25 protein-coding genes and 2 pseudogenes are annotated in these 21,349 nt (G+C 69.5%); 14 read left to right on the plus strand and 13 right to left on the minus strand.

Annotation, left to right across the window (positions count from 1 at the left end; translation table 11 throughout):
- Positions 1-536: 536 nt before the first annotated feature.
- Complete coding sequence (locus OHT74_RS38635) at positions 537-2,177, minus strand: alpha/beta fold hydrolase (protein ID WP_328622927.1); 1,641 nt, start codon at positions 2,175-2,177, stop codon at positions 537-539.
- Positions 2,178-2,594: 417 nt separating this feature from the next.
- Here OHT74_RS38635 and OHT74_RS38640 point away from each other — a divergent pair, with 417 nt between their 5' ends.
- Positions 2,595-2,783 carry a hypothetical protein gene (locus OHT74_RS38640; RefSeq protein ID WP_328622928.1) on the plus strand — a complete coding sequence of 63 codons (189 nt, stop codon included), beginning with the start codon at positions 2,595-2,597 and terminating at the stop codon, positions 2,781-2,783.
- A 277-nt stretch (positions 2,784-3,060) separates the two neighbouring features.
- On the opposite strand, the gene OHT74_RS38645 is transcribed toward OHT74_RS38640, so the two are convergent.
- On the minus strand, positions 3,061-3,726 hold the full coding sequence (locus OHT74_RS38645; RefSeq protein ID WP_328622929.1) for a hypothetical protein: 666 nt from the start codon (positions 3,724-3,726) through the stop codon (positions 3,061-3,063).
- A gap of 614 nt (positions 3,727-4,340) precedes the next feature.
- Between OHT74_RS38645 and OHT74_RS38650 the strand changes: the two genes are divergently transcribed.
- Complete coding sequence (locus OHT74_RS38650) at positions 4,341-4,778, plus strand: hypothetical protein (RefSeq protein ID WP_328622930.1); 438 nt, start codon at positions 4,341-4,343, stop codon at positions 4,776-4,778.
- A 363-nt stretch (positions 4,779-5,141) separates the two neighbouring features.
- Here the strand turns inward: OHT74_RS38650 and OHT74_RS38655 are convergent, their stop codons facing one another.
- From OHT74_RS38655 to OHT74_RS38665, 3 genes are all read right to left on the minus strand, one after another.
- A complete protein-coding gene (locus tag OHT74_RS38655) occupies positions 5,142-6,008 on the minus strand; it encodes an NmrA family NAD(P)-binding protein (RefSeq protein ID WP_443047645.1) in 867 nt (288 codons plus the stop codon).
- 114 nt (positions 6,009-6,122) lie between these two features.
- Complete coding sequence (locus OHT74_RS38660; protein ID WP_323139639.1) at positions 6,123-6,518, minus strand: hypothetical protein; 396 nt, start codon at positions 6,516-6,518, stop codon at positions 6,123-6,125.
- Positions 6,519-6,690: 172 nt separating this feature from the next.
- Positions 6,691-7,209, minus strand: a complete 519-nt coding sequence (locus OHT74_RS38665; RefSeq protein ID WP_328622932.1) for a MarR family winged helix-turn-helix transcriptional regulator — start codon at positions 7,207-7,209, stop codon at positions 6,691-6,693.
- On the opposite strand from OHT74_RS38665, the pseudogene OHT74_RS42285 reads away from it, so the two are divergent.
- From OHT74_RS42285 to OHT74_RS38680, 5 genes and pseudogenes are all read left to right on the plus strand, one after another.
- Positions 7,208-7,567 (plus strand): annotated as a pseudogene (locus tag OHT74_RS42285) (zinc-ribbon domain-containing protein); the annotation flags it as partial. The gene OHT74_RS38665 and the pseudogene OHT74_RS42285 sit on opposite strands and share 2 nt — an antisense overlap.
- Positions 7,568-7,725: 158 nt before the next feature.
- Positions 7,726-7,914, plus strand: coding sequence for a zinc-ribbon domain-containing protein (locus OHT74_RS42290; protein ID WP_443047760.1), 189 nt, complete (start codon positions 7,726-7,728; stop codon positions 7,912-7,914).
- A 127-nt stretch (positions 7,915-8,041) separates the two neighbouring features.
- Positions 8,042-8,191, plus strand: coding sequence for a hypothetical protein (locus OHT74_RS38670; protein ID WP_328622933.1), 150 nt, complete (start codon positions 8,042-8,044; stop codon positions 8,189-8,191).
- A gap of 475 nt (positions 8,192-8,666) precedes the next feature.
- Positions 8,667-9,215, plus strand: a complete 549-nt coding sequence (locus OHT74_RS38675; protein ID WP_328622934.1) for a hypothetical protein — start codon at positions 8,667-8,669, stop codon at positions 9,213-9,215.
- A 209-nt stretch (positions 9,216-9,424) separates the two neighbouring features.
- Positions 9,425-10,054: a transposase family protein gene (locus tag OHT74_RS38680; protein ID WP_328622935.1), complete on the plus strand. Its 630-nt coding sequence runs from the start codon at positions 9,425-9,427 to the stop codon at positions 10,052-10,054.
- A 132-nt stretch (positions 10,055-10,186) separates the two neighbouring features.
- On the opposite strand, the gene OHT74_RS38685 is transcribed toward OHT74_RS38680, so the two are convergent.
- The gene (locus OHT74_RS38685) at positions 10,187-10,612 is read right to left on the minus strand and encodes a DUF4267 domain-containing protein (protein WP_328622936.1); all 426 of its coding nucleotides are present in this window, start codon (positions 10,610-10,612) and stop codon (positions 10,187-10,189) included.
- A gap of 229 nt (positions 10,613-10,841) precedes the next feature.
- On the minus strand, positions 10,842-11,288 hold the full coding sequence (locus OHT74_RS38690) for a DUF1772 domain-containing protein (RefSeq protein WP_266671576.1): 447 nt from the start codon (positions 11,286-11,288) through the stop codon (positions 10,842-10,844).
- Positions 11,289-11,378: 90 nt separating this feature from the next.
- Between OHT74_RS38690 and OHT74_RS38695 the strand changes: the two genes are divergently transcribed.
- Positions 11,379-11,957 (plus strand): TetR/AcrR family transcriptional regulator, encoded by a 579-nt coding sequence (locus tag OHT74_RS38695; protein WP_328622937.1) that lies wholly within the window; start codon positions 11,379-11,381, stop codon positions 11,955-11,957.
- A 195-nt stretch (positions 11,958-12,152) separates the two neighbouring features.
- On the opposite strand, the gene OHT74_RS38700 is transcribed toward OHT74_RS38695, so the two are convergent.
- Together OHT74_RS38700 and OHT74_RS38705 are read right to left on the minus strand one after the other, a co-directional pair.
- Entirely contained in the window at positions 12,153-13,385 is a 1,233-nt protein-coding gene (locus tag OHT74_RS38700) for an MFS transporter (protein ID WP_328622938.1), read from the minus strand.
- 8 nt (positions 13,386-13,393) lie between these two features.
- Positions 13,394-14,749, minus strand: coding sequence for an NAD(P)-binding domain-containing protein (locus tag OHT74_RS38705; RefSeq protein ID WP_328622939.1), 1,356 nt, complete (start codon positions 14,747-14,749; stop codon positions 13,394-13,396).
- Between the two features lie 64 nt (positions 14,750-14,813).
- On the opposite strand from OHT74_RS38705, the gene OHT74_RS38710 reads away from it, so the two are divergent.
- The 3 genes from OHT74_RS38710 to OHT74_RS38720 are packed head-to-tail and all read left to right on the plus strand — an operon-like array spanning position 14,814 to position 16,206.
- On the plus strand, positions 14,814-14,984 hold the full coding sequence (locus tag OHT74_RS38710; protein WP_328623481.1) for an FAD-dependent oxidoreductase: 171 nt from the start codon (positions 14,814-14,816) through the stop codon (positions 14,982-14,984).
- 60 nt (positions 14,985-15,044) lie between these two features.
- Positions 15,045-15,797 carry an NAD(P)-binding domain-containing protein gene (locus OHT74_RS38715; protein ID WP_328622940.1) on the plus strand — a complete coding sequence of 251 codons (753 nt, stop codon included), beginning with the start codon at positions 15,045-15,047 and terminating at the stop codon, positions 15,795-15,797.
- Between the two features lie 43 nt (positions 15,798-15,840).
- Positions 15,841-16,206 carry an ArsR/SmtB family transcription factor gene (locus OHT74_RS38720; RefSeq protein WP_328622941.1) on the plus strand — a complete coding sequence of 122 codons (366 nt, stop codon included), beginning with the start codon at positions 15,841-15,843 and terminating at the stop codon, positions 16,204-16,206.
- A 16-nt stretch (positions 16,207-16,222) separates the two neighbouring features.
- Here the strand turns inward: OHT74_RS38720 and OHT74_RS38725 are convergent, their stop codons facing one another.
- From OHT74_RS38725 to OHT74_RS38740, 4 genes and pseudogenes are all read right to left on the minus strand, one after another.
- A complete protein-coding gene (locus OHT74_RS38725) occupies positions 16,223-17,038 on the minus strand; it encodes a sulfite exporter TauE/SafE family protein (RefSeq protein ID WP_328622942.1) in 816 nt (271 codons plus the stop codon).
- A 215-nt stretch (positions 17,039-17,253) separates the two neighbouring features.
- A pseudogene (locus OHT74_RS38730) lies at positions 17,254-18,057 on the minus strand (FAD-dependent oxidoreductase); the annotation flags it as partial.
- Positions 18,054-18,851, minus strand: a complete 798-nt coding sequence (locus OHT74_RS38735) for an MIP/aquaporin family protein (protein ID WP_328622943.1) — start codon at positions 18,849-18,851, stop codon at positions 18,054-18,056. The gene OHT74_RS38735 and the pseudogene OHT74_RS38730, both read right to left, overlap by 4 nt.
- A 32-nt stretch (positions 18,852-18,883) precedes the next feature.
- Entirely contained in the window at positions 18,884-19,198 is a 315-nt protein-coding gene (locus OHT74_RS38740; protein ID WP_328622944.1) for an ArsR/SmtB family transcription factor, read from the minus strand.
- 73 nt (positions 19,199-19,271) lie between these two features.
- On the opposite strand from OHT74_RS38740, the gene OHT74_RS38745 reads away from it, so the two are divergent.
- Genes OHT74_RS38745 through trxB form a run of 3 tightly spaced genes read left to right on the plus strand, consistent with a single transcriptional unit; the run spans position 19,272 to position 21,346 of the window.
- Complete coding sequence (locus OHT74_RS38745) at positions 19,272-19,904, plus strand: arsenate reductase/protein-tyrosine-phosphatase family protein (RefSeq protein ID WP_328622945.1); 633 nt, start codon at positions 19,272-19,274, stop codon at positions 19,902-19,904.
- A gap of 50 nt (positions 19,905-19,954) precedes the next feature.
- A complete protein-coding gene (locus OHT74_RS38750; protein WP_266671592.1) occupies positions 19,955-20,374 on the plus strand; it encodes an arsenate reductase ArsC in 420 nt (139 codons plus the stop codon).
- Positions 20,375-20,380: 6 nt separating this feature from the next.
- Positions 20,381-21,346, plus strand: a complete 966-nt coding sequence (gene trxB / locus OHT74_RS38755; RefSeq protein WP_328622946.1) for a thioredoxin-disulfide reductase — start codon at positions 20,381-20,383, stop codon at positions 21,344-21,346.
- The last annotated feature ends 3 nt before the right edge of the window (positions 21,347-21,349 follow it).

Consider the following 21,349-nt stretch of genomic DNA (forward strand, 5'->3'; position numbering starts at 1 on the left):
GCGGCTCCACTGTGCTCGGATGCGCCAGACGGCGACAGGCAAGCGGTACAAAAACAGCCGCGCTCAAGTGGCACCCCGACACCAGCGACGGCGACCACAAGACCTTCCAACTCCTCCAAGAGGCGTACCGACTGGCACGCCTGAGCAGCTGACCTCCCGCACGGTGCCGGCTGCCGCCGCAGGGGCGCTCCCAGGGGGTCAGGCGAGGCGAGAGCCGATACGCAAGCGCATCTCGCCTGGCCGCCCGGTGGCCGGCCTATTTCGTTGCGTTCGACGTCCTGCAGCTGGACGGGGTGGAGCTGCTGGCCCGTCGTACCGGGAGCGCCGCGCCCTGCTGGAGGCCCTGTTCACGGACCACGGCCTGTCGGCCCCGTGGACGCTGTGTCCGATGACTACCGACCTGGCCAAGGCGCGGGAGTGGCTGGAGGACTGGACGGACGTCTCCGGCGTCGAGGGCATTTTGTGGACAGGTTCGCGGCTGACCGCTTGACCGGGTTCAGCCGATTGCAGCGGGGCCGGGCGGCCGGGCCCTGTCGTTAGCGGGCTCCAGCACCCTCCGGATCCGGGGTGGGCGGCGGGTTGTGGCAGGTCACGTCCTTCGCGGGCAGCCGTCCCGTCGACAGGTACGCGTTGACGGGTATGTTGGCGCAGGCCGTGGGGTTGGAGAGATACACACCATGCCCCTCACCCCCCAGCGCCAGCACCATCCGTGACCCCTTGAGCGACTGGTGCAGCCCCTGGCCGGTGCCGAGCGGGGTCATCGGATCCCACTCGTTCTGTACGGTCAGGACATCGGCCCGGGTCTTCATGGGCGTGGTGGGCTCCAGCGGCCGCTGCCAGAAGGCGCACGGTTTGATGTTCGACGCGAAGTCCCCGTACAGCGGGTGCTTCACCTTGTCCCGCGCCGCGTCCCGCGCGTACTGCTCCGGATCGCGGGGCCAGCTGTCCGTGTCCCCGCACACCACGGCCCAGTACACGGCGGTGGCGTTGCTGGCGGGGGTGGCGTCCGGACCTTCCGACGCCCCTCCCGCGTCGACGCCCGGGACGCCGGTCCGGACGCCGCCGAGCGGTGACTGCGCGACGGGCCCCTTCCTGTCGGCGCCCTTCCCGCTCGCGCCCGGATCGATGCCACCCGGAGCCATGCCGCCCGGAGCGGTGCCACCCGGCGGCTGGGGCGCCTTGTCGGCCGATGCCTTGATGGACTTGACGACGGCCGAGGCGCCGTGGGGATCGAAGAAGAGCGACGGGTCGGCCCTGATGTAGTCACCCGTCACCTTCTCCCCGTGGTGGATGATCGGGTCCCGGTCGGCCCGCGCCACCAGCGCCCAGAAGGTGGCCGAGACCGCCTCGGGCGTGGCGCCGAGCCCATAAGTGTCCGAGCGCTCCGCCGCCCACCGGGTCCACCGTTCGAAGGCGGGCTCGGCTTCGGTCCCCCACGCCTGGATCATGCCGCGCCAGACGCGCCCCGGGTCCACGCCGCTGTCCAGGACGAACCGGTCGGTGCGCTCCGGGAACATCTGGGAGTACACCGCGCCGAGGTACGTCCCGTACGAGTAGCCCAGGTACGAGACCGTCCGTTCCCCTAGTGCGGCGCGGATGACGTCCATGTCGCGCGCCGTGTTGCGGGTGGTGATGTACGGAATCACATCGCCCGACTTCTCACGGCACTTGTCGGCGATTCCGCGCGCCCAGGACACGTCCGAGGCGAAGGTCTCGGGCCGGTACGCCCCGCCGACGCCCACCTCCACTTCGCTCAGATCACCACAGCCGATCGGGCTGCTCTCGCCGACGCCGCGCGGGTCGAAGCCGATGAGGTCGTAGCGGTCGCGGACGTCCTTGGGCATCTCGGCATTCGTCCGTATCGGCCGGTAGAGACCAGAGGCTCCGGGGCCGCCCGGGTTGAGGAGGAGGACGCCACGCCGCTTGGCGGGGTTCTCGCTCTTCATCCGGGATATGGCGAGGTCCAGGGTGCGCCCTTCGGGACGCTGGTAGTCGAGCGGCACCTTGAGGGTGGCGCACTCGTACGCCGCCGGCCGATCGGGGCTGCAGCGGTGCCAGGCCGGCGTCTGTCGCAGGTACGCGGGGGTCGGGGCGGCGGAGGCCGATGGCGTCGCCAGCCCGGGAAGGGCGGCGGCGAGGAGTCCGGCGGTGGCGAGCAGCCGTGTGAGACGTTTCATGCGCGTGGTTTCGTTCCTTCGTCGGGTGAAATCGCTTGCGTCTCAACTGTGTTGGACGAGCAGGTCAGGCCGGATCCCTCCCAAGAACGGACCTTCCGTCCCCCGCACGTACCACCTGAAATCCGGACACGTGGCCGAGACTCATCCCCAAGATCCGCGTATCCGCCGGGGCTTCCGGGACGGACCCGCCCGTCCACTCGTAGTCCCGTCCCCCTTAGGGAGGACAACCGACGACAGCTAGCGACAAGGGGTCTTGTGGACAGGGTTCGCGGCTGACCGCTTGACCGGGTTCAGCCGATTGCGGGGGTGCCATCCCGGCCTGGGACTGGTAGGCCCGCATGGTCAGGAGCCGCGTATTCGCAGGAGCCGTCGGCCGATCGTCAACCTGTGTCGATGCCCTGCGGCATGATGATCGGCGTGAGCATCGAGAGACTGGATGTCTGGCAGCAGCTTCTCGCCGACCCTCGCAAGTCGTTGGTGCTGTTCGAGCATGGCACCTGTGTCGTGCTGACCGCTCCGGACGGGAAGCTTGCCGAACAGGCCACCGACCTCCTGAAGAAGTTCGGCCCGGCGCACGCCGGATCTTGGGCAGGAGCTTTGGGGTGATCGACCTCAAGGACGTTTCGCGGGATGGGTCGCCACCGGTCATCACAGCGACGTCCTTACCTATGTCGGCCCCGATGAGCCTCAGGATCAGTCGCACATCGCTGTAGGGCTGTTCGGACGTTCCAAGCGCCACCGGGACGGCACCGAGCTTCACGTCGTCCACGTTGAGGACAAACGAGGCTCGGCGGGCCCAGCCTGAGTACCACGCTTCGAGTGGATCGGGGACCTGCAATCCCTCGGTGAGGATGGGCAGCCGGTCAAACGGCAAACTGAGCGGTCAGCGTGGCCGCCGGGGTAGTGGGGCGATGGAGCGTGCTTCGTGCAGTGCGGTTCGCAACCGGTCGTTGTCCACGCTGAGGCGCTGAATGGCGGCGATGGCGAGTTCGACCTGCTCGGCGAGCTCGCGTTTGTCGCGGTGCAGGCGGGCATTGTCGGCCTTCACAGCGGTGAAGTTGTCGACGGCCTTCGAGGCGGTTGCCATCATCGGGGCGGCTGCCAGCTCTGCACAGATGTCGGGGAAGTTGCGGCGGAAGGTGGTGTTGGCGAGGCCAAGCCGGGTGGCCAGTGCCAGCACGCTCGGGCTGCGGCCGGTCTCCGAGGCCGGGGCGTCGGCAGCGGCTCGGAACGTCGGCGCGGCCGGGCATTGGCCGGCGGCGGGCACTCGTTGCCACAGGAACGTCAGGAACGCCGCAAGGTCCCGGGCGTAGCCGAACTGGGTGTTCACCGCGTGCATCCGCATCCCCGGTGACCGGAAGAAGCGGTTCAGGACGACGTCGTACTCGAACACCGGTGAGACGAGGAAGGGTGTCCCTGCCTCCACGCCCACCTCACGCAGCCACTCCGCCCGGCCCTCCGTCAGCAGCCGTACATCGAAAGGCACTCCGTCGGGAGGGAGGTCGAATTCCTCCGCCGTGGCCCGCACACGCCACGCGGTCACAATCATGGCGCCAGGTATATGGCCAGTGACCGAATGTGCACAAGGCCTGGTGGTCAAGGGCATGAACCAGCCCTACGGCCCTCGGCGCGCTGCTGGTACAAGATCCGCCGCCGCAGCCGGCTGACCGAGGTGCCCCTCGGGGCCGTCACCTACGCCGCCTACCGGCACCCCCGGCTGGCCACACCACTGATTGGCTTTGTTCCCGAGAACCGGCTCTGGCTCAACTTCTGTGGTGCCGGTTCGACACTCAGTACGCCGGGACACCGAACGACGAGAATCTGCAGGTCAGCGAGTTGGCCTGACACGGGCACGAGCACGCATGGCGCAGCTCCACAGAAGTTGAGCCAGAACCCGAGAACCGACAGCACATGTTCACCACTTCGGGAGGGCGGTGAGTCCGGGAGCGTTCGAAGGGCGTGCCGATGAGAGGCGGCGATGTAGGGTCCCGCGAGGTGCTTCGCTGGTGATGATGCACTTCGGTCACGACTTGGGGCAGTGGATTGGCCTGTCGTGTACCTGCGGTACACGCTGTGTCTATGGCGAGACGATCACAGGTTCGGACGGGTACGCCGGGCGGCTGCCTTCTCAACGGATGCCTGACCCTTCTGGGACTACTGCTCGTGGTCGTCGTCGGCGTGTGGATCTGGCTGGAGACACAGCCGGCGCGTGATGAGGCCCAGGCGCGCAAGGACCTGCGGGAGAACGTCGAAGTGCTCCGCGGCCGGCTGGGCGAGGCAGCGGCCGACGGCAGCCTTCCCGATACGGAGATCGCTCAGGTCTTCCCTCCGTCGAAGTCCGCCAAGGGCTTCGTCGGTGTGACGCGGCAGGGCGAGGCCGTCACCGTGGTCGCGGAAGTGCTCGGTCAGGGACCGCCACGGACCTTCATCTTCGTGTATGAGCGGTCGGTGGCAGGCTGTTACGCCTTCGAGGTGCCGCCCCCGGCTCTCAGGGCCCCGCGGCCCTCCATCCGGGAACTACCGCAAGAGGCGTGTGCGGCGGGCTCGGCCACGCTCCCCGGATCCGATCGGCAGGATCAAAAGTCACATGACTCGAAGTAGACCTTCAGAGAGGGAGATCAGCTCATCTCCGCACAGAGGCTGTTCGAATCCAGGATCACTCCAGTGCCTCCCGAAGTGGATTGCGGCGGCCATACCGTCGCAGAGACGGCACGGACCTTCACCACACCTCTTGAGGCCGCCAGGGGTCTGGTGGAGGCGACTGTCTGGCTGTTCGAACGCGCTGCCACTGCACCTCCGGCTTCGTGGCGTTCCCGAGCGGACGTCGTCGCCGATCGGCATGCCCGGCATCCCGGCGGCCGGGCGGAGAATCACCCGCTCCGCCCACCGCCGAGCCGATGACCGGCCATCTGCCTTGTGCGGCGGGGCGGTTCGCAGTTCTTTGACCAGGTTTGAGGCGGCGTCCTATCGGCGGAAGCGGGCCTGGTGTTCGTGCAGGAAGACGTCGAGGGTGCGGGGCGGGCGGCCGAGGATGTCGCTGACGGTGGTGTTGGGGGCCTCGGGTCGGGCAACGGCGAGTTGCTGGATCTCCGTCACGTGGTCGGCGAGCCAGGTCGGCATGTGGGCGTTCTTGACGAGGTTGTCGCGCAGTTCGTCCGAGGTGAGGTTCACGTAACGGATCTGATTGCCGGTCAGGGTGGTCAGTCGTGAGGCGAGTTCGGGGTAGGAGACGGCCTCGGGTCCGGTCAGGGTGTAGGTGCCACCGGCGATGTCGGGCCTGGTGAGGGCGGCGGCGGCGACATCGCCGATGTCGCGGCAGTCGATGTAGTTGAAGAGTGCGTCGCCCGTCGTGCCGAGGATGACGCCCTGGGCGACGGTGGGGGCCAGGCGCAGGACGTTCTGCATGAACGCGTAGGGGCGCAGGATGGTGTGGCCGAGGCCGCTGGCGCGCAGGTGTTCCTCGACGGCGTGGTGTCCGCGGGAGATGGCGACGGGGGAGTCGGGTTCGGCGGCGGGCACGGAGATCTTGACGATGTGTCCGATGCCCGTGTGGGCGGCGATGTCGATGACGCGGGTTTCGAGTTCGACCTGTGCCGGGCTGTTGGCCATGGCGAGGAAGAGCCGGTCGGCGCCCTTGAAGGCGGTGCGCAGGGAGTGGGGGTCGGTGGCGTCGGCGTACTGAACCTCAACGGGCGGCTGGTGTGCGTCGGCCGTGCCGGGGATCGGCCTGTGCGGGGTGCGGGTCAGTGCGCGGACGGGTGTGCCGAGCGTGTGCAGGCTGTGGAGCAGGGCGTTCCCGGTTGCTCCGGTCGCTCCCATGACAACGATCATCGTGTGCTCATTCCTTGGTGACTTCCCGGCGGCGGGTGCTGCCGGGGTGGGCTGGGTCGGGTCGGGGTCGGTCGGGTTGGGGGCGTGGGGCGGGTGGGCCGGTATCGGAGGGGGCTATGCCCGGGATGCCGTGGTGGTGCTGCGCCAGCGCAGGGTGACGATGGTGGTGGCGAGGGCTGCGGAGACGGGCAGGTCGATGCGCAGGCGCTCCAGCCACGGGGTGGCGGGGATCGGGGTGTGGGCGGGTAGCCATTGGGCGGTGAACCATCCCAGCAGGGCTGCCGCGCCGACGGCGGTGATGACGAGTGCGGCGGTCAGGGCGACGCGCGGCGTGGTGGTGGTCCACCGTCGGGGCTGCCCGCCGTGTCGCAGCCAGGTGCCGACGAGGAATGCCACTGCGGCGGAGGTGCCGGCGATGGAGGTACAAGCGGCCACGGCCAGGTCCTGCTGCCCGGTGACGACTCCGGCGGTACCGGCCATGAGCGCGGGGGCGGCGTAGGCGGTCAGCACCTCGCGCCACAGGATGAATGGCCGGGATGGCCGGGAGGCTGCCCGGACTCGGCTGGGTCTGTCCTTCGTTGCGGACATGCTGGCCTCTTTCTCTTTAATAATTAGGGGGCTAACTATTACTTCGTAAAAAGGGCCCTACCTGGAGGGTGGGGCCAAACCGGCTGGGGTCGCGTCAGTCGGCGGCCAGGGCCGCACTGCCGCGCACGACACGGGCGAGGAGATCCAGGAACACCGCGCGCTCCTCGACGGAAAGTCCGCCGACCATCGCCTCGAGCCGCCCGAAATGCTCGGATGCCATGTCGCGCAGGCGCTGCGCCCCGCGCGCGGTCAGGACAGCCACCGTTCCCCGGCCGTCCTCCGTGGACGGGCGGCGGGCGATCAGGCCCTCGCGCTCAAGACCGTCCAGTAGTCCGGTGACCGTGGCCCTGGAGACACCGAGGTCGACCGCGAGGTGCGAGGGGGACTTCTCCCCGCCGTGGCCTTCGAGGTCGGCGAGCAGGCGGTAGCGCCCCGTCGACAGGCCGAACCGGGCGAAGTGCGCCTCGGCCGCCCGCCCGACCCGCGCGCCCGCCGAGATCAGCCGCACCGCGACCAGTACCGCCTGCGGGTCGACCTCCAGGCCGTAGTGCTCGACCTGCCGCCTGGCCTGGTCCAGCGTGGGTGCCTCGCCATCGATGCCGTCCCTCGTCATGCAAGTAATATGGCGGCTAACCACTTGGGCTGTCAAGGCGCCCCGACTGCGTGCAGGCTCACAACAGAGGTGCTGCTGGAGATGCGCGTGCTGCGGACACGAGTGGGTGGCGACTGTGGCCAACCGAACAGCGGGAAGAGGTTGCCCCCGGTGCGCGAACGAGCGTTGCGCAGCTGCTCGGCGAGCGGTCCGCGAGGACGTCTCGGCCGCGGATCGAGCACCGGCTCTCGTCGCGGAACTGATCGAGAATCTCACTTCGCCCGGCGTTGGTCTGGAGGAGCGTCGGTCGGCATCGATCGACCGGTGCGTGTGGCGCTGTATGGAGTGTGGCCACGCTTGGGAGGCCACAATCGCAAATCGGGTGCGAAGAGCAGCGGTTGCCCGAGGTGCGGAGTCATCCAGAGCGCCGCGCCCCGTCGTGCTCCCCGCCCGGGCATGTCCCTCGCCGATACGCATCCTCACCTGGTCGGTCAGCTCGTGGCCAACGAAACTCACTTCGGCAGGATGGTTCCCGATATGCCCGCACAGGCGAACGACCGGTGCCGTTTGCGGTGCAGCCGCGGTCACGAATGGTCGTCCCCGGTTTACGTGCGCGCGAACGGCTCCGGCTGCCCGCGATGCAACGGCTTCGGCCGCTCCCGCTTCGAGCTGGAAGTCGCCGAACTGCTCCACTCCAGCTGTGGTGTCAAGGTCCCGGCGGGGTGACCTCAGGCTGCGGCGTCCGTTGAATGTGGGGATGCCACCAGAGCTGACGGGTCCGGCAGGGCCGAGTGGTCGGGACGACCATGGTTGGGCCTCGTCCCGGCCGCCGGTCGTTCCCGACGCTGATGAGATGTTGATCGAGCAGATCGTTCTTGCGGTCAGGAACGGCGACGATCCAGCGATCCGGTGCCTCTTGACCCGTCTGGCCACTGTCGGGGATCTCGCTGTGCTCCTGCGTCTGCGGCGTCGTCTGTATGAGGACGGCGGCACCCGGCAGTAGCGTCACCGGGAGGCGTCACACCGTGACGCTTCCCGAACGTGACTGCCTTCGCCGCCATGCTCTTGTCCTGCACCGGGGCGAGCAGTACCGGCTGTCCGACCGTTTCCGTCGGCCGAACGGGGTGTCGCTGAAGTACCAGACTCAGCCACACTCCGGGCACCTGAACTGGGGCCAGAGGTGACGGCGGCTGGTGACCAGGGCGGGCAGTGCCTCGTCGCCGGCGTCGAGCGCCGCACGGCGTGCCCGCAGCTGCCGCCAGGACCTGGTACGGCAGGACGCCGAGCAGAACCGGCGCGACGTCCTGGACTTCACAGGGAGCGGGTTCCCGCGCTGGGAGCACGGTCGAAGGATCTTCCTGACCACAACACTTACGACCTGGGGAGAATTTATGGGGCCCTCTGATTCACTGAGACACATGGGGATCGGGGCATTCATCACACAGACGCGACTGCTGGCGGCACACGAGGGGCGGTGGATGGCGAGCCTCGGGCTGTGGGTGGCTCGGCGCTCGCACGGGGTCGGGGAAGCGGACATCGCTGTCGGGTACGCGCGTGCTCAGGCGCCGACGGCGTACGGGCTGGTGTTCGTGTTCGTGGTCGAGACGCTGGGGGTGTCCTTCATGCTCGCCGCGTATCCGGTCGCCCACCTGGTCATGCTGCTTCTCGACCTCTACACGGTGCTTCTGGTCTTGGGGCTGCACGCCGCCGCGGTCACACGCCCACACGTCGTGGGGCCGGGCGAGCTGCGGGTGCGGCGCGGTGCACGGCTCGATCTGCGGATTCCCTTGGAACGGATCGCGTCCGCCCGTTACGAACTCCGCTTCCCGGACGCGAACAAGTCCGAGGACGGTGTGCTGGACGTGGCCATCGCGTCGCAGACCTCGATCACTATCGAACTGACCCAACCAGTCACCACCGTAAGTCTGTTGGGGCAGCGCGCGGAGGTTCATACGGTCCGCTGCCACGCCGACGAACCTCAGGCCGCCGTCACGGCGATCAAGAAGCTGCTGCCGGTGGAGAGCTGACAGGCCGACATTGCCACCGCGGATCGGCCATGCGGGACTGCGGACCGTGACATGAGACGGGCCGCACGAGTTGGGTGAGTTGTGAAGCTGACCTGGGCCCGTGCGGCCTGCTCCCATCCAGCCCTGTCCGGCAATCTCCCGCGCGCACTTCAGCGAGTTGCTCGAAGAACTCGCAGCTCCGTGGGAAGCAGCGCGCGAGTCCGCGCTACGTGATCAGCGTGGCGGTCCCCAGCGCCGATCGGTGGGGCCGGCGCAAGCCGAAACTGGTCTTCGTCGATCGGTTGCTGGTCGCTCTCATCCACCTGCGGCACGGGCTGCCGCACGCAGTCCTGGCCGAATCCTTCAGCGTGGACCGCTCCACTGTCTCCGCCGCGATCCGCCAGGTCCGTCCCCTGCTCGCGGCCCGGGGTTTCGCAGTGCCCGACCGTCCCGGCCTGCGGCTGAAGACGTTGGCGGACGTCTTTGCCTATGCCGAGGCCGAGGGGGTCGAGCTGCGGTTGGACGGGGCGGAGACTCAGGTCCGCCGCCCGCAGGCGGGGCGGCCCGGCCGGCGGGCGTTCGTCTCGGGCAAGCGCAGGCAGAACACGATCAAGACGACGACGTTCAGTGACGGCCAGGGCCGCATGCTGTTGTCCGGTGTCGTCCGGCAGGGCCGCATGCATGACCGGACGGCGGTCCGCAGCGAGGGCATTGCCGAGCAGTTCCGCCACCGGCCCGGTGTGAAAGCCGAGGTCGACTCCGGGTATCAAGGGCCGGCCAAGGAGTTTCCCCGCCAAGTGAGCGCCCCGCCGAAGAGTCCGAAGGACGACGCCTGCGACGGCGACAAGCACCGTTTATGAGAATCGGGCAGGGGGGCGCGCTGCGCCGTCCCGGAGAATCGAGACCAGGCCGCCGCCCACTGGAAGAAGTTCGTGCGCCTCGCCTTCCCGGCGGGCACTGACGGGCGAATACCGACACGCGCCAAGGTGGCGTTAGGCGGGCTGCGTGGCGGGGGTTGCCGGAGCGGTCGCGGCCTTGCGGGTCTCGCGCATTATCAGCAGGCCGTTGACCACCATCAGCGTCGCGGTCAGGCAGTGGATGCCGAGCGCGGTGGCCACGGAGCCGTGGTGGGCCAGCACGGTGGTCATGTCGCCGTACGCGGCGAAGGCCTCCACCAGCAGCACCCAGCCCAGCGCCCGCCGGTGGCCCGTCACCAGCAGGATGCCCAGGACCAGGGCCAGGACGACGTCGCGGATTCCCTTGATGATCAGAAAGCCGCCGCCGTCGCCGGATGGCCAGCTCGGCAGGCCGAAGCCCGGCGCCGTCGTCTCCGGGCTCAGGATGAACTCCGTCCCGAACCAGAGGATGAAGAGGATGAAGGTGGCGGCCAGGACAGTGTTGATCTTCTTCAGTAACATTGTTCTTCTCCTTGCGAGTCTTCGTCAGCTTGGTGAGCGTGGAGCTTGCTGAGTCGTGTGGGGCCTGATCAGGCCGCGCGGACGCGGCTGATCGAGGGGCGTCATTTGTCGGGATCGCAGTTGTGGGATCTGAGCGGCAGCCGCATTCCCGGATGTCGGGAGTTCGGTGGCCCGCTGCCGCCCGGGAAGCGGGGATCGTGCGCCGCCGGCGCGGGGCCGGCCTGCGGGCTCAGACGAGGGCGGCGACGAGCAGGGTGAAGGCGGCGATGATGACGGCGACGCGGACGTAGTGGAAGCGTTCCCAGCGGTGCATCTGCTCCTTCCAGTCCTCGGGCCGGTTCTCGGGGGTCCACGTCTTGTTCCGGTTGTTGATCGGGACGAGCAGCAGGAGCGACATGACCACGCTGAGGAGCAGCAGCGCGCCGGCTGTGACGACGAGGCCGGTGCCGTGGTGGTGCCATCCGGCGATGGCCCAGACCGCGACGAGGACGAGCGAGCCGATGTACCAGACCGGCATCACGGCGCCGAGCATCCGGCCCCCGTGGGCGTGGCCGAGTTGGCCACTGTCCTCCGGGAGGGCGTTGAGGATCGGGTTCATGACGAAGGCGACGGAGAGCTCCACCCCCACCATCACGCCGACGACCACGATGGTGACGACCTCGAGTGCGTTGAGCATGATGACCCTCTTGGTATCTAGTGCCGCTAGCTGACGAGGCAACGCTAGTACTGCTGCCGCTTGATTGTCTAGCGGTGCTAGGATCGAATCATGTCGGTACAGGAACGCAAGCAGCGCGAACGGGCGGAGCGCGAGCGCCTCATCGTGGCGACGGCCCGCGAACTCGCCGAGCAGCAGGGCTGGGACGCGGTCACCACCCGTCGGCTCGCCGAGCGCATCGAATACAGCCAGCCCGTCCTCTACAGCCACTTCCGCGGCAAACGGGAGATCATCGGCGCCGTCGCCCTGGAGGGCGCCGCCGAGCTGGCCGCGGCGGTGCGTGCCGCGACCGCCGCCGCAGAGGGCCCGCGCGAGCGGGTGTACGCCCTCGCCCGCGCCTACCTCGACTTCGCCGCACGCAACCCGGCGGTCTACGACGCCATCTTCCAGCTCGACGGCGGTCTCCCGTACGCACAGGAGGACACCCCGGCACCTCTCAAGGACGCCTTCGCCGCGCTGCTGGAGAGCCTCGGCGAGGTCGCCGGGGACGGCGTCGACCCGGGGCTGTTCACCGAGACGTTCTGGGCGGCCCTGCACGGGCTGGCCACCCTGACCCGGGCCGGACGACTGCCGCCGGAGGACACCGAGCAGAGGGTGGAACTGCTGGTGGACCGGCTCTCCATGGTCTGACACACCGTCCCAGCGGGCACGCAGCCGGGGTTCTCGGGCCCGGCTGCCTGCGGCACCGCGTCCGGTCGCTCGCGCCCACACGGCACAGCCGCAGATCGCCGGACCCGTACCCCAGGCGGGCACCAGAGAACATCTCGACCTCGATGTCATCCCGGGTCCCGTTCCTCCCAAGCGCCGGCCGCGCTGACGACGTGTCTACGGCGTGAGTCCTGGGCGCTCCATGATGGACTTCGGCGCGGTGCCCAGGGCGAGAAGGACAGAGGCTCCGGAGACGGCTGCCAGGACGGCAAAGAGAGTCGGGTATCCGCCGAGGAGGCTGGCGAGGGCGGCGCCGGCCCAAGGGGCGAGGGCTGCGGCGATGTGGGCGGGGGCGCCCAGGAGTCCGGAGAGGCGGCCGTAGTGCGTGGTGCCCCAGCGGTCGGTGACGGCGGTGGCCTGGAGAAGGGTGAGGTTGCCGCGGACGATTCCTGCCAGGACCGCGAGTCCGACCAGCAGGGGCATCGGGCCTGGGATGAGGGCGAGGGCGGCTGTGGTGGCGCCGCCGAGGGCGATGAGGGTGGCCGTGCGGGTCGTGACGGATGTGCGGGCCGACAGGCTTGCGTACAGGGTGCGCCCCAGGGTCTGTCCTGCCCCACCGAGTCCCAGTGCCCAGGCGGCTGTTGACGCGCTGGCTCCGCGCTCGGTGAGGAGCGGGATGAGGCCGATGACCACGGCGTACATGGCGAAGCTGGAGAGGGTGAAGGCCGAGGCCAGGAGGAGGAAGGGGCGGCTTCGGGGGATCGGGGTGCGGTCCGTTGTGGGTGGCTGGGGTGGTGCGGCCGGCCAGGGGGCGCGCAGGGCCAGGGCGTGGGCGGGGATGGTGATGGCCGCGAGGATCACGGCGAGGACCGCGTACGTCTGCCGCCAGCTGAGGTGTTCTGCCAGGACGGCGGTCAGCGGGGCGAAGACGGTGGAGGCCAGTCCGCCGGCGAGGGTGACGATGGTCAGGGCGCGGATGCGGTCGGGGCCCCACCAGCGGGTGAGGGCGGCGAAGGCGGGCGGATAGAAGGTGGCAGCCATCGCTATACCGGCCAGCATCCAGCCGAGGAAGAAGACGGGCAGGCTGGGGGCGGCCGCGATCAGCAGGAGTGCGAGCACACCGATGACCGAGCCGGTGGTCATGACCGCGCGGGGACCGCGCTGGTCGAGGATGCGGCCGACCGGGATTCCCACCACGCCGGAGACGAGAAGGGCCATGGAGAACGCGCCCGTTGCCGCGTTGGCGGACCAGCCGGTGTCGGCGGTCAGGCGTGAGAGGAGGACGGGGAACGCGTAGTAGATGATGCCCCAGCCGGTGATCTGGGTGGCGCACAGGGCGGGCAGCGCGGCGCGCGGCCGCGACCGGACCCCCGTCCCGGTTGCGGCCACGCCGCTGTGAAGGTTTGTCACTTCGCTGGTCAGCAGCCGCCGGAAGAGGCGGGGGCGCCGATGGTGAGGGTGGCGGGGGCTGCGCAGCAGCCGCCACCGGTCGCCGCGGCGGCCTCGGGCTCGTCGAAGAGGCCTGCACCGCCGCAGACGCCGGTCTCGGGGAGGGTGAGTTCGACGCGTTCGGCGGCCTCCTGGTCGCCGGCGAGGGCGGCGGCGATGGAGCGGACCTGCTCGTAGCCGGTCATGGCCAGGAAGGTCGGGGCGCGGCCGTAGGACTTCATGCCGACGAGGTAGACGTCCTTCTCCGGGTGGGCGAGCTCGTTGACGCCGTGCGGGTAGACGGTGCCGCAGGAGTGCTGGTTCGGGTCGATCAGCGGGGCCAGCGCGGTCGGGGCCTGGAGGCGCTCGTCGAGGCCGAGGCGGAGCTCGTCGAGGAAGGTGAGGTCGGGACGGAAGCCGGTGAGGACGATGACCTCGTCCACCGGGTCCAGGCGCCGGCCGTCCTCGGCGACGAGGACCAGCTGGTCGCCGGCCTTCTCCACGGCGGTGGTGCGGAAGCCGGTGACGGCGTCGGCGTAGCCGTTGTCGACGGCGGCCTTGGCCGCCAGACCGAGGGCGCCGCGGGCGGGCAGCTGGTCGGCTTCGCCACCTCCAAAGGTGGAGCCGCTGATGCCGCGCCGCAGGATCCAGGTGGTGTGTGTACCCGCTTCGTCCTTCGCGAGGTCGGCCAGGTAGGCGAGCGCGGTGAACGCGGAGGCACCGGATCCGATGACCGCCGTGCGCTTGCCGGTATACCGGGCGCGGACGGCAGGGTCCTTCAGGTCCGGGACGCGGTACGAGGTCCGGCCAGCCGCGGAGCGCTCGCCGAGGGCGGGCAGGCCGTCGCCACCGATGGGGCTGGGGGTGGACCAGGTGCCGGAGGCGTCGATGACGGCGCGGGCGGTCAGTCGTTCCTCGCTGCCGTCGGTGTGTGCGATGTGGACGGTGAAGGGCTGGGTCTCACGGTCGGCGTCCACGACCCGGTCGCGGCCGAGGCGGGAGACGCCGGTGACGCGGGCGCCGACGCGGACGCGCTCGCCCAGGACGGCGGACAGCGGCAGCAGGTACTGCTCGGCCCAGTCGCCGCCGGTCGGGTAGGCGGCCTCGTCCGGCTTGACCCAGCCGGTGGGGGCCAGGAGCTTCTCCGCGGCCGGGTCGACGACCTCGCCCCAGGTGGAGAACAGCCGTACGTGGCTCCAGTCCCGCACGGCGCTGCCGGCGACCGGTCCGGCCTCCAGGACCAGGGGCTCGATGCCCTGGTCGACGAGGTGTGCGGCGGCGGCCAGGCCGATGGGGCCCGCTCCGATGACGACGACGGGCAGCTCGATGTTGGCAGGCGCGTTCACGGTCGACTCCTCGGTGTTTCGACATCTGTCGATGGCTTGCGCAGCCAGCATGGCACTTGATTCGATGAGGGTCAACATAGACATTCATCGAATCGGGAGATCGTTTAATGGAGCACGTCGACGCGTCGTCGTGGTCGGAGCAGGCCAAGCCGGACTGGCGACGGCATACGCCCTGGTCGGGCATGGGCTCAAGCCGATCGTCCTGGAAGCGTCCGACCAGCCGGCCGGATCGTAGCCGCGGTACTGCGACAGCCTCACCCTGTTCTCGTCGGCACGGTTCAGCTCCCTGCCCGGGATGCCGTTCGGCGGCAGGGACCCGGACCGCTACCCCCACCGGGACGAGGTCGTCGCTTACCTCACGACCTATGCCGCTCGCCTCGACGCCGACATTCGTACCGGTAGGCGCGTGGAGGGCGTCGAGGTGAGTCGCGAGGGCGGGTTCGTCGTGACGATGGAGGACGGTGCCCGAATGTCGGCCGGGGCCGTGGTGTCCGCCTCCGGCAGCTTCGGCAGCCCCTACCGACCCTCTCTTCCCGGCCTGGACCGCTATGAGGGTGCGGTGCTGCATGCCTCCGAGTACCGCAGTCCGGAGGTGTTCACGGGTCAGCGGGTGATCGTCACGGGTGCGGGCAACACGGCGGTGCAGATAGCGGTCGAACTCGCCTCCGTGGCCCGGGTGACGCTGGCCAGCCGCAACCCCGTGAAGTTCGCTCCTCAGCGCATCCTCGGGCGCGACATGCACTTCTGGCTCGTCCGCTCAGGCGTGGATTCCGCCCCCGTCGGGCGCTTCCTGCGAACTCCGCCGACCCAGCCGGTCTTCGACACCGGCCGATATCGAGCCGCCGTCAATGCCGCTGCCCCGGATCGCCGCCCGCTCTTCACTTCCATTGCGGGCAAGCAGGTCGTGTGGTCGGACAGCGTGAAGGAGGAGGTCGATGCGTTCGTGGGGCTGGAATGTCAGCGCAGCCTGTCGTCGAACGCGTTGCGCGGGGTCGGGCGAGACGCCGAGCGGGTCGCTCGCCGCATGGCATCCGGCCTCCGCAGGTGAGACGCCCCTGGCCGACTAGTTCGACATGTGTCAACATAGACGCATGTCGAATGTGAACGTGTTGCCGCTGCTGGAGCCGGAAGCCCTCGTGCCGTGCTGCCCGCCGCTCACCGAGCGTCCGCTGACCGCGGACGAGGCGGAGCGCACGGCCACGATGTTCAAGGCCCTGGGCGATCCCGTGCGACTGCGGCTCTTCTCCGCAGTCGCTTCGCACGAGGGCGGCGAGGCGTGCGTCTGCGACATCTCCGACGTGGGCGTCTCCCAGCCGACCGTCTCCCACCACCTGAAGAAGCTCAAGGAGGCCGGACTGCTCTCCTCCGAGCGGCGCGGTACATGGGTGTACTACCGGGTCGAACCGGCGGTCCTCGCGGCCATGGCCCAGCTCCTGACCCGCGCAGCCAGCGTTTAGGTCCTGCCCCTGCCGGTCAGTCGTGACGGGCGAGCTTGACCGCGGAAACGAGAAGGATCAAGGCCAGCGCGGGGATGAGCACCAGGTCCGGGAACACGCCGAGGAGCAGCCCGCCCAGTACGGCGCCGACGACGGAGCCTGCAGCCATCACCAGGGTGGAGCGCAGGTTCGCGCCGAGCACGGCGAAGCTGCCGTCACGGCTGTAGCGGGCGAAGGCTACGAGCATCGTCGGCAGCGACACCAGCAGGGAGAGGCTTCCCGCTGTCTTGATGTCCACCCCGAAGAGCAGCACGATCGTCGGGATCAGCAGCTCACCTCCGGCCACGCCCATGATCGCCGCGACCACCCCGATGCCGAACCCGGCCACGACCCCGCAGGGCACCTGCGCCCACAGCGGCAGCGCGAGCGTGTCCAGCGTGGTGGTGTGCGCGACCAGCAGGGCGGCCGCCATGAGCACCATCAGCGCGGCCAACACCTTGTAGAGGGTGGCCGAGCGCATACGTACCGCCCAGGATGCTCCGGCCCAGGCGCCCAGCAGGCTCCCGGCCAGAAGGTTGACGGCGACCGGCCAGCGTGCAGCCACTTCGGCGGCCGGGACCGCCGCCAGGCGGGCCGGCAGCGCAACCAGCACCACCACCAGGCTCATCGCCTTGTTCAGGATGACGGCCGAGAGTGCGGCGAATCCGAAGAGGCCGATCAGCAGCGGCAGGCGGAACTCCGCCCCGCCCAGCCCGATCATCCCGCCCAGAACGCCGATGGCCGCTCCCGCACCGAACACCAAGGGCGCTGACTGCGTCCGGCGGAGGGGAGCGAGGTTCTGATCAGTGGTCACGACGGGCGTACTCGCTGGTCGCCGTGCCTGCCTGCTACGCCACGACCCCACCTTCGGGGAAAGGCACCGGGTGTCCGCTCGGGATTCGTCCGGACCTCCGAGTGTCTGCGGCGACGCCCGAGCTCTTTCCGGGCTGACGCTCCTCTGCGGCCAGTGACGACCACGTGGCGTTGCGGGCTCGTTGACTTGCGGGTCAGGCTCGGAGCAGTTCCGCAAATCTCGCGGGCGGCTTCGCGCGCTGGGCGGCCGACGCCGATGAGGGTGGCGGAGGCGGGGTCGGTCCAGTCGCCGTAGCCGAGTAGGTGCAGGCGAGGTTCATCGACGGCGCGGGTGCCGGTCGTGGCGATGTGGCCTCGGGTGCCGCGCAGGCGGAGCGGGGCGAAATGGGCCAGGTCCGGGCGGAAGCCGGTGCAACAGATGATCGCGTCGGCCTGCGCGCTCGTTCCATCGGCCCAGGCGACACCCTCTTCGGTGAGACGGCTGAACATGGGCGCGGCGGTGAGGAGGCCGGCGTCGCGGGCCGCGCGTACGGGCGGGACGGCGACGATGTCGCCGAGCGAGGCAACGCCACCGGTGTCCGTGCGGCCGGCGTCCAGGGCCTGGCGACGGGCGGTCGCGGCGTCGAAGAGCGCGCGGCCATCGATCTCGTCGGGCAGGTAGCGAGGCGGACGCTGGGTGACCCAGGTCAGATCGGCCGTACCCGCGAGGTCGGCGGCGATCTGCGCGCCGCGCTGGACGGGAAGCTCGTATCGCTTCTCGTAGTCGGCGAGGTACGACACCACGTGCTGTGCGTCCGGATAGACCTCGCCCGGCTGGACGGGCGTGAGCCGACCGGGCAGCGAAGAGTACGCGGCCGGGGAGAACAGCCGGAGGGAGTCCCAGGTGTGCTGCCAGGCTCCGCCCGGTGCCGCCTGGGCGTCGAGGATGACGAACTCGATGCCCAGGCGGCGCAGGTGGTATCCGGCGGCGAGTCCTGCGTGGCCGCCGCCGATCACCACCACGTCCGTGCGCTGCGTCATGCCGCGGAGGCTCCGGCGGTCGCAGTCTTGCCGCGCATGAAGATGGCCGCCACCAGGGCCAGGCCGACGATGACACCGGCCAGCTGGGCTCCGATGAAACCCGGGACGGAGGCGGGGGCGATGCCCGCGAAGGTGTCGGTGAACGCGCGGCCGATCGTGACCGCCGGGTTGGCGAAGGAGGTGGAGGAGGTGAACCAGTAGGCGGCGCCGATGTACGAGGCGACGGCGACGGGTGCGAAGCGCAGGCGGTCGGTGCGGGCCAGGCCGAAGATCAGCAGGATCAGGCCGGCCGTGGCGACGACCTCGCCGAGGAGGAGGTTCCCGGCGGAGCGGTCGTGGGTGGACCACTTGACCAGCGGTTCGCCGAACATCGCGTCCGCAAGGATGGCGCCCGCGATCGCGCCGACGATCTGCGAGGGCACGTATACAGCCAGCTCGCGAGCGGTGACACCGGCACCCCCGCGACGGGCGGTCCACCAATCGGCCAGGGTGACGGCCGGGTTGAAGTGGGCGCCGGACACCGGGCCGAGGAGGGCGATCAGTACGCCGAGGCCGAAGACGGTGGCCAGGGAGTTCGCCAGCAGTTGCAGGCCCACGTCCTGGCTGAGCTCGGTGGCCTGGATGCCGGAGCCGACCACCACCGCAACGAGCGCCGCGGTGCCGACGAGCTCGGCGGCGGCGCGGGCGATCAACGGGGTCTGGGGCGGGGTCGCGCCGGGCGCGGGTTGGGGCGCGTCGGCGGCTATGCCGGACGCCGCTGCGGGGGCGGCGGCGACGGGCTCGGTGACGGACAACGGTTCTCCTCGGGCAGGTGAGGCAAAAAGCGCTATGGGCAGGACCGCTTGAGGTTCGCTTCGGCGGTGGCGCGCGCGGTCTGAGCGAGGTCGGCGAACTGACCGGCGAGGGCTTCGATGACTTCCGGGCGCAGGCGGTAGTAGGTGTACCTCCCGCATGGCTCCGTATCCACAACCCCCGCCTCGCGTAGGACCTTCAGATGGTTCGAGAGGTTCGTCTGCTTGGCACCCGTCTCCTCGACGAGATGGGTGGTACAGAGCGTCTCCTTGGCGAGGAGGGTCACGATCTGGAGCCTGAGCGGGTCGGCCAGTACCCGGATCAGTTCAGTGTCGACTGACGTCATCATGGACTGATACTGTCACATCACCCGGTCCTGATACCAGCCCGGGCTGACCTCTTGGAGCCCGTGGAGGGTTCTCATGTCTTCGCCCCCGCACCCCGCACTGCCTGATCAGCGGCTTTTCGCCGGAGTGGCGCGCCTCGCCGCGCGCCACGAAGGCAGGTTCGCCCCGGAGACCGTGCAGCGACTCCTCGCCGACTCCTACGCGCTTCTGGCAGCCGACGCCCAGGTCCACACACACCTGGTCGTGCTCGCCGAACGCCTGACGGCCGAGCGCTTGGAGGCACTCGCCAAGATCCAGGCAGCGCCGGGTACCGACCACCCCAGGGTGCTGTTCGTGTGCAGCCACAACGCGGGCCGCTCCCAGATGGCCGCCGCACTCCTCACGCACCGGGCGGGCAGCGACGTACGGGTTTCCTCCGCGGGCACCGAACCCGCCACCGCGGTAGATCCCCACGTCGTTCAAGCACTCACCGAGGTCGGCGCAGACGTCAGCGCCGCCTACTCCAAGCCTCTGACCGATGAGGTCGTCCAGGCCGCCGACATCGTGATCACGATGGGTTGCGGCGATGCCTGTCCGATCGTCCCCGGCCGCCGCTACCTCGACTGGCCAGTGCCGGACCCTGAGGGCGCTCCGATCGCCGTCGTCCGCGAGATCCGTGACGAGATCCACGCCCACATCACCGAGCTGCTCGCCCAGCTCGGCGTCTGACACACCCGCTTGTTCCAACCCCGCAGTTGACTTCTCCCCAAGGAAGAACGATGTCCTCCACTCCCGTCGCGTCCGTGCTGTTCGTCTGCATCCACAACGCCGGCCGATCGCAGATGGCGGCCGGCTTCCTGCGCCACCTCGCCGGAGACCGCGTCGAGGTGCGCTCCGCAGGCTCCGTCCCCGGTGACCGGATCAACCCCTCCGCCGTGGCTGCCATGGCCGAGCTGGGCATCGACATCTCGGACCAGAAGCCCAAGGTCCTCACCCCCGATGCCGCCCAGGCGTCCGACTACATCATCACCATGGGCTGCGGCGACGCCTGCCCCTACTTCCCCGGCAAGACCTACCTCGACTGGCAGCTCGAGGACCCGGCCGGCCAGGGCGTCGAGGCCGTCCGCCCCATCCGCGACGAGATCAAGGGCCTCATCGAGGGCCTGATCGCCGAGATCGATGCCAAGCCGAAGGCCTGAACCGACGTGACCGACTCGAACGCCGCCGACGGCATACGCAACGTCATCGTCATCGGCTCCGGCCCCGCCGGATACACCGCAGCCCTCTACACGGCGCGCGCGAACCTCCGGCCCCTCGTCTTCGGCGGCGCGATCTTCGTCGGCGGCTCGCTGACGACGACCACCGAGGTCGAGAACTTCCCGGGCTTCCCAGAGGGCGTTGACGGGCCTGTGCTGATGGAGAACATGCGAGCCCAGGCCGAGCGGTTCGGCGCCGAGATGATCGACGACGACATCGTCTCCGTGGATCTGACCGGCGACATCAAGACCGTCACCGACTCGGAGGGCACGGTCCACCGCGCGAAGGCCGTGATCATCGCGACCGGCTCCGGCTACCGGAAGTTGAACCTGCCCAAGGAGGAGGAGCTCTCCGGGCGGGGCGTGTCCTGGTGCGCGACCTGCGACGGCTTCTTCTTCCGTGACCGCGACATCGTCGTGGTCGGCGGCGGCGACACCGCGATGGAGGAAGCCACCTTCCTCACCCGCTTCGCCCGCTCGGTCACCATTGTCCACCGCCGCTCGACCCTGCGGGCCTCCCAGGTCATGCAGAACCGCGCGTTCTCGGACGGCAAGATTTCCTTCCTCTTCGACAGTGAGATCACCGAGCTGGAAGACAAGGACGGCAAGCTCTCCGGCCTCACGGTCCGCAACGTGATCACCGAAGAGAGCCAACCCCTCGACGTCACCGGCCTGTTCATCGCGATCGGCCACGACCCGCGCACCGAGCTGTTCACCGAGCAGCTCGACCTGGACGCCGAGGGCCACCTCAAGGTCCAGTCTCCGTCCACGCGCACCAGCCTTCCCGGTGTGTTCGCCGCGGGCGACGTCGTCGACCACACCTACCGCCAGGCCATCACGGCCGCCGGCACCGGCTGCGCTGCCGCCCTCGATGCAGAGCGGTACCTCGCCGCCCTCGCCGACGTGTCGCAGTAACCA

It is taken from the genome of Streptomyces sp. NBC_00354, assembly GCF_036106915.1.
Taxonomy (GTDB): Bacteria; Actinomycetota; Actinomycetes; order Streptomycetales; family Streptomycetaceae; genus Streptomyces.